General features: G+C 40.9%; 11 protein-coding genes and 1 tRNA gene. 2 read left to right on the forward strand and 10 right to left on the reverse strand.

The features are described 5' to 3' along the window. Positions 1-14: 14 nt before the first annotated feature. A complete protein-coding gene (gene pepT / locus VS868_RS02915; protein ID WP_345599129.1) occupies positions 15-1,271 on the forward strand; it encodes a peptidase T in 1,257 nt (418 codons plus the stop codon). Positions 1,272-1,607: 336 nt separating this feature from the next. Here the strand turns inward: pepT and VS868_RS02920 are convergent. The 4 genes from VS868_RS02920 to idi form a co-directional block, all read right to left on the reverse strand. Beyond that, positions 1,608-1,681, reverse strand: a tRNA-Thr gene (locus VS868_RS02920). Between the two features lie 13 nt (positions 1,682-1,694). Then, on the reverse strand, positions 1,695-1,961 hold the full coding sequence (locus VS868_RS02925) for a hypothetical protein (protein WP_266069955.1): 267 nt from the start codon (positions 1,959-1,961) through the stop codon (positions 1,695-1,697). A 70-nt stretch (positions 1,962-2,031) separates the two neighbouring features. Beyond that, positions 2,032-2,442 (reverse strand): 6-carboxytetrahydropterin synthase, encoded by a 411-nt coding sequence (locus VS868_RS02930; RefSeq protein WP_266069954.1) that lies wholly within the window; start codon positions 2,440-2,442, stop codon positions 2,032-2,034. Beyond that, complete coding sequence (idi, locus tag VS868_RS02935; protein ID WP_266069953.1) at positions 2,439-2,957, reverse strand: isopentenyl-diphosphate Delta-isomerase; 519 nt, start codon at positions 2,955-2,957, stop codon at positions 2,439-2,441. The genes VS868_RS02930 and idi overlap by 4 nt, the downstream gene beginning before the upstream one ends. A gap of 139 nt (positions 2,958-3,096) precedes the next feature. Here idi and VS868_RS02940 point away from each other — a divergent pair, with 139 nt between their 5' ends. Further along, a complete protein-coding gene (locus VS868_RS02940; protein ID WP_266069952.1) occupies positions 3,097-4,683 on the forward strand; it encodes a peptide chain release factor 3 in 1,587 nt (528 codons plus the stop codon). A 76-nt stretch (positions 4,684-4,759) separates the two neighbouring features. Here VS868_RS02940 and VS868_RS02945 read toward each other — a convergent pair whose 3' ends face one another. From VS868_RS02945 to rpoC, 6 genes are all read right to left on the reverse strand, one after another. Continuing rightward, positions 4,760-5,542 carry a hypothetical protein gene (locus VS868_RS02945; protein WP_345599130.1) on the reverse strand — a complete coding sequence of 261 codons (783 nt, stop codon included), beginning with the start codon at positions 5,540-5,542 and terminating at the stop codon, positions 4,760-4,762. Between the two features lie 2 nt (positions 5,543-5,544). After that, positions 5,545-6,312, reverse strand: a complete 768-nt coding sequence (locus VS868_RS02950; protein ID WP_345599131.1) for a hypothetical protein — start codon at positions 6,310-6,312, stop codon at positions 5,545-5,547. Beyond that, positions 6,309-6,635, reverse strand: coding sequence for a DUF962 domain-containing protein (locus tag VS868_RS02955; RefSeq protein WP_266069949.1), 327 nt, complete (start codon positions 6,633-6,635; stop codon positions 6,309-6,311). The genes VS868_RS02950 and VS868_RS02955 overlap by 4 nt, the downstream gene beginning before the upstream one ends. 88 nt (positions 6,636-6,723) lie before the next feature. Beyond that, the gene (locus tag VS868_RS02960; RefSeq protein ID WP_345599132.1) at positions 6,724-7,914 is read right to left on the reverse strand and encodes a hypothetical protein; all 1,191 of its coding nucleotides are present in this window, start codon (positions 7,912-7,914) and stop codon (positions 6,724-6,726) included. 232 nt (positions 7,915-8,146) lie between these two features. Beyond that, positions 8,147-8,473 (reverse strand): DUF3467 domain-containing protein, encoded by a 327-nt coding sequence (locus VS868_RS02965; protein WP_266069946.1) that lies wholly within the window; start codon positions 8,471-8,473, stop codon positions 8,147-8,149. Between the two features lie 115 nt (positions 8,474-8,588). After that, the gene (gene rpoC / locus VS868_RS02970) at positions 8,589-12,890 is read right to left on the reverse strand and encodes a DNA-directed RNA polymerase subunit beta' (protein WP_266069944.1); all 4,302 of its coding nucleotides are present in this window, start codon (positions 12,888-12,890) and stop codon (positions 8,589-8,591) included. Between the last annotated feature and the right edge of the window lie 31 nt (positions 12,891-12,921).

Genomic DNA, 12,921 nt, shown 5'->3' on the forward strand with positions numbered 1-12,921 from the left:
AAACTACCTTAAAAATGACTAATAAGCAGCAAATCATTGACCGCTTTTTAAGCTATGTCAAGATAGATACTCAAAGTGACGAAACAAGTGAATCAACTCCCAGCACAGAGAAACAGTGGGATTTAGCCAATAAATTAAAGGCAGAATTAGAGACCATGGGCATGCAGGAAGTGAGCATTGATACCCACGCCTACGTGATGGCCACCCTACCTTCAAATGTTGCACATGATGTGCCGGTAATAGGTTTTGTAGCTCATTTTGATACCACGCCCGACTTTTCGGGAACCAATGTTAACCCGCAGATCATCGAGAATTATGACGGAAAAGACATTGTGCTGAACAAGGAAAAGAACATCATTCTATCACCCGAATATTTTGATGACCTCCTGCAATACGAAGGACAAACCATCATTACTACCGATGGTACCACCCTACTGGGCGCAGATGATAAAGCCGGAATTACAGAGATCATGGAAGCCATGAAACATCTTATTGAACATCCTGAAATTCCACATGGGAAGATCCGGGTTTGTTTTACGCCCGATGAAGAAATTGGTCGCGGTGCACACAAATTTGATGTGGAGAAATTTGGTGCAGAATGGGCGTATACTATGGACGGTAGCCAGGTTGGTGAACTGGAATTTGAAAATTTCAATGCAGCCGGTGCTGTTGTGAAGGTAAGCGGAAAAAGCGTGCACCCGGGTTATGCCAAGGATAAAATGATAAACAGCATGTATATTGCTATGGATTTTATTAACTCCCTGCCACGCCTTGAGACTCCTGAACATACTGAAGACAGACAGGGCTTTTTTCACCTCAACGCAATTGAAGGCGATGTGGAAGAAACCACGCTTCATTACATTATTCGCGACCATGACCGGGAGCATTTTGAAGCCCGTAAGGAAATGATCAAAGATCTTGCAGCAGAGATATGCAGCCAATATGAAAGAGATTGTGTGACTGTAGAAGTAAAAGACCAGTACTACAACATGAGAGAGAAAGTAGAACCGGTGATGCATATTGTTGATATTGCCGAGGCTGCAATGAAAAAAGCAGATGTCACGCCAATCATCAAACCCATTCGTGGTGGTACCGATGGAGCTCAACTTAGCTTTAAAGGTCTTCCCTGCCCTAATATCTTTGCCGGTGGTCATAATTTCCACGGAAAATATGAATATGTGCCTGTAGAAAGTATGCAGAAAGCGGTGGAAGTAATTGTACAAATAGCCGAACTTACAGCTGAAAGCATAAGTAAAGGCGGATCAAATTAGAAATCCGCGTTAGTCGTAATAAGACCTCACAGGTTTGAAAAACCTGTGAGGTCTTATTTAAAACCAGGTGAGTAAGTGCAGCTCATTAATATACTACCCAATGGCAGTACTTGAAGAAAGTATTAAATTGGACGCACCCGGCCTATATAGTGAATGGCAAGAAAGTAGTTTCAATAGCTGCATTTCAAACAATCACTCGTATAAATCACCTCCCAAAAAGTTAGCCTTATGAAGCTTTTTATCCTTAGAAAGGAAGAAGCTTCTTTCGCGCAGGAGTTTATCGTCCTTCACATAATTTCATAAAAAAAACCTCTCAAAAAATTGAGAGGTTTTCTGAGCCGATGGAGGGACTCGAACCCACGACCTGCTGATTACAAATCAGCTGCTCTAGCCAGCTGAGCTACATCGGCGAATGCTTTATTACTATAAAGCGTTTATTTTTTCTACAAGGACTTTGGCTTTAACCTCAAATTCCTTCTCTATACCTCTAAAATGTTGTTTTTTATTCTCAATATCTTTTTGGTTCATCTTTCCTATCAATTCGTCAAAATCTGATATCGCCTCATCGACAACTTTTTCAGATTTAGAAGGATCTTCATCAGGGTGGGTAATCTGGTGCAGATAAGCCGCCTCAATGATGTCTCCAAAGACGTAATTCATATCTCTCTTTAATGTTCTTCTATTCGCCATCTTTCGCGTAATTTTTCAGGTGCGAATTTACACTATTTCTCAATTCAAAAAACAGTTTTTTACAAAAAAATTATTCTCCTTTGTAAGTGACATAATTCCTGGGGGTTTCATATAAGGTCACTTCAAGGTCGAGATGTGGCTCCAGCTCTAGTCGCAGCTTACGCCATATTACAATAGCAATATTTTCAGCAGTGGGGTTTAAGTCTTTGAATTCCGGAACTTCTACGTTGAGATTCTTATGATCAAAAGGCACTTCGATCTTCTCATAGATCAATTCTTTCAAATTTTTAAGATCCATAACAAAACCTGTTTCCTGATTGATCTCTCCCGTAACGGCCACCACTAACTCATAATTATGACCGTGATAGTGCGGATTGCTGCACTTCCCAAAGACCCGGCGGTTCTTCTCATCATCCCAGTCTTTTCTATGCAGCCTGTGCGCCGCATTAAAATGCGCCTTCCTGTTTACCGTTACTCTCATTGCTGGATGTGCTTGTAGTATTTATCAAAAATAATTTTAAACCAGGCCGTATATATTTCGGGATTGTCTTTCATATCCTTCTTCAAATCTTCAAGAGACACCCATTTATAAGCATGTGCTTCTTCAGGATTTAAATTTGGCTCCTCATTATAATAGCCCACAAGAATGTGATCAAATTCGTGTTCGGTAAGACCGTTGTCAAAAGGGGCCTTATAAATAAAAGAAACAGTATCTTTTAATTCTGTAGAAAACCCCATTTCTTCCTGTAAACGCCGCTTACCTGCTTCAATATTGGTTTCCCCTTCTCTCTGGTGGCTGCAGCAGGTATTGGTCCAAAGCCCGGGGGAATGATATTTACCCAATGCGCGCTGCTGGATCATGAGCTCGTTCTTGTCATTAAAGACAAAGACCGAAAATGCCCTATGCAGCAAAGCTTTTTCATGAGCTTCCATCTTTGGCATGAGCCCAATTTGCTCATCTTTTTCATTCACCAGGATCACTTGTTCTTCTTTCATCGCAAAATTTGAGCTTCAAATGTACAAAATCAGGCGGGAAATCCATTTTTTCAGACTTCAGAAAAGAAGTAAAACGAGTGAAGGCGTATAGCATTAATTTCACGATCAAATAATTATCTTTGCAGCCTTAAATACAAGTATGAAGTTTTCAGAAGAGATCAAGAGAAGAAGGACCTTTGGGATCATTTCCCACCCCGATGCCGGTAAAACCACATTAACCGAAAAGCTACTGCTATTTGGTGGAGCTATTCAGGAGGCGGGAGCGGTAAAATCGAACAAGATTAAAAAAGGGGCAACCAGTGACTTCATGGAAATTGAGCGGCAAAGAGGGATCTCGGTAGCCACTTCTGTACTTGCTTTTGAATATGAGGGAACCAAGATCAACATTCTTGACACCCCGGGACACAAGGATTTTGCTGAAGATACTTTTCGCACCCTTACTGCCGTAGACAGCGTAATTGTTGTTATTGACGTTGCAAAAGGGGTTGAGGAACAAACTGAAAAACTGGTGGAAGTTTGCCGTATGCGCAACATCCCCATGATCGTGTTCATTAACAAACTTGACCGGGAAGGAAAAGATGCTTTTGAATTACTCGATGAGATTGAGCAAAAACTTAACCTTACCGTTACTCCACTTAGTTTCCCCATTGGGATGGGTTACGATTTTAAAGGTATTTACAACATCTGGGAACAAAACGTAAACCTGTTTACGGGCGACCCGAGAAGGGATATTGAAGAAACCGTTGAGATTTCGGATCTTGAATCTAACGAACTTGATAAACTTATTGGCGAAAAGGCCGCCGGCACTTTAAGGGATGAGCTTGAACTTGTGCACGGGGTTTACCCCGATTTTGACAAAGAGGCTTATCTGGCCGGAAACCTGCAACCTGTATTTTTCGGTTCTGCCCTAAATAACTTTGGAGTGCGGGAGTTGCTGGATTGTTTTATCACAATCGCGCCTCCTCCAAGGCCAAAAGACAGCGATATCAGAAAAGTGGAACCTTCCGAAGATAATTTTACGGGCTTTGTTTTTAAGATCCACGCCAACATGGACCCCAAACACCGCGACAGGCTGGCATTCATTAAGATCGTTTCCGGAAAGTTTGAGAGAAATACTCCTTACCTGCACGTAAGGCACAACAAAAAGCTTAAATTCTCAAGCCCCAATGCCTTTTTTGCTGAAAGAAAAGAGATCGTAGATGTTTCGTATCCCGGAGATATTGTTGGACTTCACGACACTGGTAACTTTAAAATTGGAGATACCTTAACTGAAGGGGAAGAACTGCGATACAAAGGAATACCAAGCTTCTCGCCAGAACATTTCCGGTATATCAACAATGCCGATCCTATGAAATCAAAACAGCTGGAAAAAGGAATTGACCAGCTTATGGATGAAGGGGTGGCACAGTTATTTACGCTCGAACTTAACGGCCGTAAAGTAATTGGAACTGTTGGGGCACTGCAGTTTGAGGTGATCCAATACCGCCTTGAACATGAATACGGTGCCAAGTGTACCTACGAGAACCTGAACGTTCACAAGGCCTGCTGGGTAGAACCAAACGATCCAAAAAGTGAAGAATTCAAAGATTTTAAAAGGGTAAAACAAAAATTCCTGGCTATAGACAAACAGGGGCAGCTGGTTTTTCTTGCCGACTCTGCTTTCTCACTACAAATGGCGCAGCAAAAATATCCCAATATAAAATTCCACTTTACTTCGGAATTTTAGATCTTAAACTGAAATACCTTCCAAAAATGGCATTTTTGGAAGGTATTTATTTTTTAATGCAGTCTTTCAATAAGAATTACAATCGCTCCTTCACGAATTGCGGTGCTTTTTTCTGAAAGAATTCTACAAGTTCAAGGCGTTTAGTTTCAGACAAAAGCCGGTAGTAATTCCCGTCTTCGGCGCAGTAATGCACAAAATCCCGAATTCTGTTTTCCGGAATAGAAAGATCTTCAAAAAAGGAGGTTGGAAGGGCTGCTACTCCCACATCTACCGCTTGAGCACGATCTTCATTGGCAGCAGCTTTTTGAAGCATTTCGGTTTTGCCATTCAAGCGATTTATTATTCCGTCGAGACTTACGTTGAGATTCCCGGGGGGATTATATTTTGAAGTGGTGCTTACGTTTGAGGCTGTTTTCAACTTTCGTTCAATTGAGGTGGGCCTCGGCGTATCGCTCATAGGAAAACCCAGATCGGCCTGGGTGAGTGTCGGGATGTTTTTTAGATCTGTGGCAAGATTGCCGCTAAGGTCAATATCGCTGATGTTCACTTCGGAAAGCTCATCAACTTTCTCCACGAGAAGCACTGTCAAAAATGGCTTTTTCAGCACCTCTTCTGTGACTGTAATTTCCCGAACCTCATATTGAACCGAAGAAAACAGAAGCGTATCATTGACACTGACTTCTACTTCAAATAAACCTTCAGAACTATTCGTTGTTCCCTGTTTTGAAGTTAAATTGATAATATTGATGGAAGAAACTTCGGCATCAGGTGTCAGGATCTTGCCCTTCAACAGAGATCTTTCCTGACCAAAAGAGGAAAAATAGACGATAAAGAAAACCAGGAAGCAGAAAGATCTCATTTTTACTCTTCTGAAGTTATTTGTTCTTCCTGCAGTCTTTCTGCTTTAAATTCGGGTGCCTTTGTTTCATAGAACTGCAGCAGTTCCAGACGCATATCTTCACGCAAGTGAGAAACAAAATCGGGATCTTTTGCGCAGAAATAAACAAAATCCCGTATTTGATCTTCAGTAATACCAAGATCTACAAAAAAAGACGCAGGCAGGGCGGTTTCGCCGGCATCAACTATTTGAGAAAGATCTTCCCAGGCTGCGGCCTTTTTCAGCATTTTGATCTTGCCATTTAACGTATTCAGAAGCCCATCAAGACCCGAGGTAGCTGTCATTAATTTTCTTTCAACCGAGGTGGGAGGCAAAACATCAGACATTGGGAAACCAATATCGGCCTGGGTAAGCGTGGGAATATTTTGAAGGTCGGTTGCGAGATTGCCACTAAGACTAATATTACTGATGTTAACTTCCCCGAGCTCATCAATTTTTTCGTCAAGAAGAACAGTCAAAAATGCCCTTTTTGATACCTCTTCTGTCACGACAATTTCTATAGGTTCATACTGGACCGAAGAAAAGAGGAGCGTATCATTAAGGCTGACTTCAATTTCAAACCGACCATCGGCCTTATTTGTTGTTCCAAACTCTGAAGTAAGGTTGATAATATTGATAGAGGAGATCTCCCCGTCTTGCGTCAGGATCTTTCCCTTCAGTAGCGATTTTTCCTGTCCATATCCATAGAAAGCCAGGCACAGCAGCATGATAGTAAGATAAATTCTTCTCATGCCTGATCTTTTCGGGAGTCAAAATGTTTTCTTCCGAAGAGAATGTCGAAAAATAATTTAAAGTCTGATATAAGGCTCCAAAAAGGGTATTTGAAGGTCGCAGGTTTGTTCTTTTCAAAAAAGGCATGGCCTACCCAGGCAAAGCCGTAACCTACAAGAGGAAGAAAGATCCATTCCCACCCCCAGCCATTAATAATGGCCAAAAAAAGCATTACAAAAACAAGGAAAGTTCCCGTAAAATGCAGAATTCTGCTGGTTTTATTTTGATGCTCGGTAAGATAGAAGCGATAGAAGTCGCTATAATTCGTAATTTTTTCGGCCATATTTGTATTTTTCTTCAAACTACAAATTATATAACCTTAAAAGTCATCACTTTATTGCCTGCTTCACCTCCCCTGCAATTATTATTGGTTACAACTGGCGCTTTGAACCTCTTCCCAATCCACCCAAACCAAGCGTGAGGTAGTGCATATTTCCCGAATATCCATCCCTGAACTGAGGAGCAGAAAAGCCATATCTTAACCTTACAAACCAGTAGCTGTGTTTTGAGTCAGTTAGTCTAAAGAGTCCTGTGCCCCAGTTAAGTTTAAAGTCCGCATTAATTCCTGCAGTATAGGTTGTGGTAAAATCGTGACCGGCGTCTTCAATTTCCGGTTGTTTTTCAATATCATATTCTGTAGGACTTATAGATGTAGAGGCTATGCCTGCAAAAGGGGAAACTTTGAGACGGTTATTATCGATAACAGCATATCCAAGAGAGGCTTCGGGAAGTAACACCCTCACTTGCGAATTTTCTTTCCAGATCTTGGTATCGGAAGGCAGCTCTTTTTTGGTAAAACTGAAACCTATATAATTCCGAAGATATAAAGTTATTTTATTGTACTCAATATCAAAACCTACTCCCATTGGGATGCTATTTTGATAGTCTTCTGAAAGATTACCAGTAAATAATCCATAACCGGAAAAGAATTCAAAACCAAAACCCCATTTAGAAGGAATAAAAACATAGCGGATGTTTTCCCGAACATAATTCTCATAGGCGCTATCAGGATGGTTGGCAAGAAACTCATCTAATGAATTGATCCGTTTTTGTTCCTGTAAGACCTCTTCGGAATCTGTTAAAAGATATTCAAGATACAACAGTAAAAAATCCTGATCTACAGTTTTTAGATCTGCCGCTCTCAACCTGTTTTTTACATGGTCTACAGAATTCAAAGTACTTTCACGAAGTTTGGCAAACAACCTGTCATAAGTGGGTGGAATTTGCCGGGACATTTTTTCCCAATCTTCATCATCAAAGCTTGTAATACTGTGCAAAAGCTCCTCATAGTCTGTTGTCCAGTAAAGTAATAACCAGTACTCACTGGGATATAGCGCAAGATAATCGTCATTTTGAACTTCGTTTACAAGATAATCTCTTACCTCGCTCACTTTTTGAAGGTCCCGTTCCATAAATTTGTCAAGCAACAAACTTCTTCCGCGAGAAATGATTTGAGATGTAGTGTTAGAGTAATCAAGAATTTCCTGTTGCAGGCTATCCTGCTGGGCTTGCATTGCAGAAAAAACAAGGAAGAACAATGAGAAAAATACAGAAGTACGCATCGGGATTATATTAAAAATTCCGAATGTGAAGATAATGTTAAAAAACACTATTTTAGTATACCTGACAGCAAATAAAACAGTCTTAAAATAAAAAGTTTTTGCTTATATTATTTTGAATTAAAGATGCTTAAAGGATTTTTTACTAAATACATCAATTAAAAAAACCGAAGCTTTCACTTCGGTTTTTTTGGAGTTCAAAAATGTCATTTTTGACACCTAATCTTTAAGTTGATTAAGCCTGCCCTGTAGGCCCGAAATTTAATGGAATATTGGGTTGATCGTATTCCTTAATTTCCCCATGTGCTTTTTCGAACCTGTTCACGTTGTCGGCCAAAGCTTTAAGTAGCCGTTTCGCGTGTTGGGGTGTTAAGATTATCCGGGATTTTACTTTACTCTTGGGAGTACCGGGCATGATACTTACAAAATCGACCACAAATTCTGAAACTGAATGATTTATAATGGCCAGGTTCGAGTAGATACCTTCGGCTACTTTCTCATCAAGTTCTATATTAATTTGCCCTTTTTTAGACTTTTTTGGATTGTTATTTTCGTCGCTCATCAGTTGTTTTTTTATTACCTATAAAAGTAAGGAAAATAAAAAGACCTCACAGGTTTTAAAAACCTGTGAGGTCTACTCTTTAAGTAAAAAAAGGCCGCGAAAGCGGCCTTTTTTCTTAGTTATAATTTACTTCCTGCTTTTTTTCAAGCATTTCGTCAAATTCTTCTTTAGAACCAACAATGATGTTTTCGTACTCACGAAGACCTGTACCAGCAGGGATTCTGTGACCAACGATAACATTTTCTTTTAGTCCTTCAAGTAGATCAACCTTTCCACTTACAGCTGCTTCATTCAACACCTTCGTAGTTTCCTGGAAGGATGCTGCAGAAATAAATGATTTGGTTTGAAGAGACGCACGGGTGATTCCCTGTAGTACAGGAGTTGCAGTTGCAGCAACTACATCTCTTGCAGTAACAAGATTCTTGTCTTCTCTTCTAAGAATTGAATTCTCATCTCTAAGGTCTCTTGGCGAAATAAGCTGTCCAGGCTTCAGATTTTCTGAATCTCCCGCATCTTCAACCACTTTCATTCCAAAGATCTCATCGTTTTCTTCGGTGAAATCATCCTTGTGCACCAATTGGTTTTCAAGGAAGATAGTATCTCCCGGATCTACGATTCTTACCTTACGCATCATTTGCCTCACAACTACTTCAAAGTGCTTATCGTTGATCTTCACCCCTTGTAGTCGGTAAACTTCCTGAACTTCATTCACAAGATACTGTTGTACAGCGCTTGGCCCTTTAATTGAAAGGATATCTTCAGGAGTAACAGAACCATCAGATAATGGCATTCCGGCACGAACATAATCGTTCTCCTGAACAAGGATCTGGTTAGAAAGCTTTACAAGATACTTCTTAACTTCTCCAAGTTTAGATTCGATAATGATCTCACGGTTACCACGTTTGATCTTTCCGAAGGAAACAACCCCGTCAATCTCACTTACCACAGCAGGGTTAGATGGGTTACGCGCCTCGAAAAGCTCGGTTACCCTTGGAAGACCTCCTGTAATATCCCCAGACTTTGAAGATTTACGTGGAATTTTCACAAGAATCTTACCTACACCAATTTTCTCATCATTGTCCACCATAAGGTGAGCTCCCACCGGAAGGTTGTAAGAACGAATTACTTCGTCTTTCTTACCTAGGATTTGAAGCGTTGGGATAAGCTTTTTATTACGGCTTTCAGAAATTACTTTTTCCTGGAATCCGGTTTGCTCATCTATCTCTACCTGATAAGTTACCCCTTGCTCGATATTCTCATACTTGATCTTACCGGCAAATTCTGAAATGATCACCCCGTTATAAGGATCCCACTGGCAAACTACATCGTCTTTAGAAACTTTGTCTCCGTTCTTGATGAATATCTGTGATCCATAAGGAATGTTGCTTGTACTAAGCACGATTCCAGACTTCTCATCTTTCAGTTTTAATTCTGAAGTCCTGGAGATTACGATCTCGGCCACACTACCATCAGGAGCTTCTCCTGTTACAGTTTTAAGGTCTTCGATCTCTGCAATTCCCGGAAACTTCGCGATCAATTTATTCTCTTCAGAAATGTTTCCTGCAATACCACCCACGTGGAAGGTACGAAGGGTAAGCTGTGTACCAGGTTCTCCAATGGACTGGGCAGCTACAACTCCAACCGCTTCTCCTTTTTGTACCGTTTTATTGGTAGCAAGGTTACGGCCGTAACATTTCACACAAATTCCTTTTTTAGCCTCACATGTAAGAGCAGATCTCACTTCTACGCTTTCAATTGGCGCATCGGTGATCTTCTTAACGATATCTTCATCGATCTCAACACCCGAAGCTACAAGCAATTCGTTAGTTAAAGGATTGTACACATCATGAAGCGCTGTTCTACCAAGAATACGCTCTCCAAGTGACTCTACAATCTCTTCATTCTTCTTCAATGGAGCTACATCTACACCTCTTAAAGTACCACAATCTTCTTCGTTGATGATCACATCCTGGGATACGTCAACCAAACGACGGGTAAGGTAACCAGCATCGGCAGTTTTAAGGGCCGTATCGGCAAGACCTTTACGGGCACCGTGAGTAGAGATAAAGTATTCAAGAATCGAAAGACCTTCCTTAAAGTTAGAAAGAATTGGGTTCTCAATAATTTCACCACCACCTGAAGTAGACTTCTTAGGCTTGGCCATCAATCCACGCATACCGGTTAACTGACGGATCTGTTCTTTAGATCCCCTCGCACCAGAGTCAAGCATCATAAACACAGAGTTAAATCCTTGCTGGTCTTCACGAATACGCTTCATCGCTAATTCCGTTAAGCCGGCGTTTGTAGAAGTCCAGATATCAATAACCTGGTTATAACGTTCGTTGTTGGTGATAAGACCCATGTTATAGTTGGCAATAATACCTTCTACCTGTTGGTTTGCATCATCAATCATGCTCTGCTTTTCCGCAGGGATAATAATATCCCCAAGACTAAATGAAAGTCCGCCGCGGTATGCATATCCATAACCCATTTCCTTAATAGCATCAAGGAATTCAGCAGTTTCGGGAACACTTGTAACTTTAAGGATGTTTCCAATAATATCACGAAGTGACTTTTTAGTAAGTACTTCATTGATATACCCGGCTTTCTCGGGTACTGCCTGGTTAAATAACACTCTTCCAACAGTAGATTCAATGATTTGGTAGACTAGTTCACCGGCCTCATTGAAATCTTTTGTTCTTATCTTAATAATGGCATTAAGTTCAACCATTTTCTGGTTGTAAGCAATAACCACCTCTTCGGGAGAGTAAAAAGTAAGCCCTTCCCCTTTCACCGGTCTTTCTTCGGTAGATTTCCTTGACTTGGTCATGTAATATAGACCAAGTACCATATCCTGAGAAGGAACAGTTACAGGAGAACCGTTAGCCGGGTTCAAAATATTGTGAGAACCTAACATTAACAGCTGCGCCTCAAGGATAGCCTCTGGCCCTAGCGGAAGGTGAACAGCCATTTGATCCCCATCAAAGTCGGCGTTGAATGCAGTACACGCTAATGGGTGTAACTGTATTGCCTTACCTTCAATAAGTTTAGGCTGGAATGCCTGGATACCAAGTCTGTGAAGGGTTGGGGCCCGGTTAAGCAACACAGGGTGCCCTTTCAACACGTTCTCAAGAATATCCCAAACAACAGGTTCTTTTTTATCTATAATTTTCTTGGCAGATTTTACTGTCTTAACAATACCTCTTTCAATCAATTTTCTGATCACAAAAGGCTTGTAAAGCTCGGCTGCCATGTCTTTTGGAAGACCACATTCGTAAAACTTCAATTCAGGTCCAACAACAATTACCGAACGTGCTGAATAATCCACACGCTTACCAAGCAGGTTTTGACGGAAACGTCCTTGCTTACCTTTAAGTGAGTCAGAAAGGGATTTCAACGGCCTGTTGGAATCAGTTTTTACTGCTGAAGATTTTCTGGTGTTGTCGAACAACGAATCTACAGATTCCTGAAGCATACGCTTTTCGTTACGCAAGATCACTTCAGGAGCTTTGATCTCCATCAATCTCTTCAAACGGTTGTTACGTATGATCACACGACGGTAAAGGTCGTTCAAATCTGAAGTTGCGAAACGTCCTCCATCAAGCGGCACCAATGGACGCAATTCTGGCGGAATGATTGGGATTACTTTCATAATCATCCATTCCGGACGGTTTTCGCGGTTTTTATTTGCATCACGAAGTGCTTCAACAACCTGAAGTCTTTTAAGGGCTTCAGTTTTACGTTGTTTTGAAGTTTCGTTATTCGCTTTATGTCTTAATTCATAAGAAAGAGAATCGAGATCAATGCGTTGCAGGATGTCAATAAGACATTCGGCACCCATTTTAGCGATAAATTTATTTGGATCATTTTCATCCAGGTAAAGATTTTCTTGCGGAAGGGTATCAAGGATATTGAGGTACTCTTCTTCTGTTAGAAAATCCATCTTCTTCAACGGCGATCCATCTTCATTCTTGGCAATACCCGGCTGAATTACCACGTATCTCTCGTAGTAAATGATCATGTCCAGTTTTTTGGACGGAAGACCAAGCAGATAACCAATTTTGTTAGGTAAAGAACGGAAGTACCAGATGTGTGCAACAGGAACCACAAGGTTGATATGCCCCACGCGATCTCTACGCACTTTCTTTTCGGTCACCTCTACACCACATCTATCACACACGATCCCTTTATAACGGATTCTTTTGTATTTTCCGCAGGCACATTCGTAATCCTTTACAGGACCAAAGATACGCTCACAGAAAAGACCATCCCTCTCGGGTTTGTGCGTACGATAATTGATAGTTTCAGGCTTTAGGACCTCCCCGCGTGATTCGGCAAGAATCGACTCTGGAGAAGCTAAACCTATAGAGATCTTGTTAAACCTCTGTACTGTATTCTTATCATTATTTCTAGCCATAATAAATGGTGCTATCTAATTATTGTAAATG

Source organism: Salinimicrobium sp. 3283s (genome assembly GCF_039602225.1).
In the GTDB taxonomy this organism is placed as follows: domain Bacteria; phylum Bacteroidota; class Bacteroidia; order Flavobacteriales; family Flavobacteriaceae; genus Salinimicrobium; species Salinimicrobium profundisediminis.

Bases quoted from the DNA above. Each gene is read 5' to 3' on its own strand.
- pepT (WP_345599129.1), top strand. From the start codon at position 15: ATGACTAATAAGCAGCAAATCATTGACCGCTTTTTAAGCTATGTCAAG.
- VS868_RS02925 (WP_266069955.1), bottom strand. From the start codon at position 1,961: ATGGCGAATAGAAGAACATTAAAGAGAGATATGAATTACGTCTTTGGA.
- VS868_RS02930 (WP_266069954.1), bottom strand. From the start codon at position 2,442: ATGAGAGTAACGGTAAACAGGAAGGCGCATTTTAATGCGGCGCACAGG.
- idi (WP_266069953.1), bottom strand. From the start codon at position 2,957: ATGAAAGAAGAACAAGTGATCCTGGTGAATGAAAAAGATGAGCAAATT.
- VS868_RS02940 (WP_266069952.1), top strand. From the start codon at position 3,097: ATGAAGTTTTCAGAAGAGATCAAGAGAAGAAGGACCTTTGGGATCATT.
- VS868_RS02945 (WP_345599130.1), bottom strand. From the start codon at position 5,542: ATGAGATCTTTCTGCTTCCTGGTTTTCTTTATCGTCTATTTTTCCTCT.
- VS868_RS02950 (WP_345599131.1), bottom strand. From the start codon at position 6,312: ATGAGAAGAATTTATCTTACTATCATGCTGCTGTGCCTGGCTTTCTAT.
- VS868_RS02955 (WP_266069949.1), bottom strand. From the start codon at position 6,635: ATGGCCGAAAAAATTACGAATTATAGCGACTTCTATCGCTTCTATCTT.
- VS868_RS02960 (WP_345599132.1), bottom strand. From the start codon at position 7,914: ATGCGTACTTCTGTATTTTTCTCATTGTTCTTCCTTGTTTTTTCTGCA.
- VS868_RS02965 (WP_266069946.1), bottom strand. From the start codon at position 8,473: ATGAGCGACGAAAATAACAATCCAAAAAAGTCTAAAAAAGGGCAAATT.
- rpoC (WP_266069944.1), bottom strand. From the start codon at position 12,890: ATGGCTAGAAATAATGATAAGAATACAGTACAGAGGTTTAACAAGATC.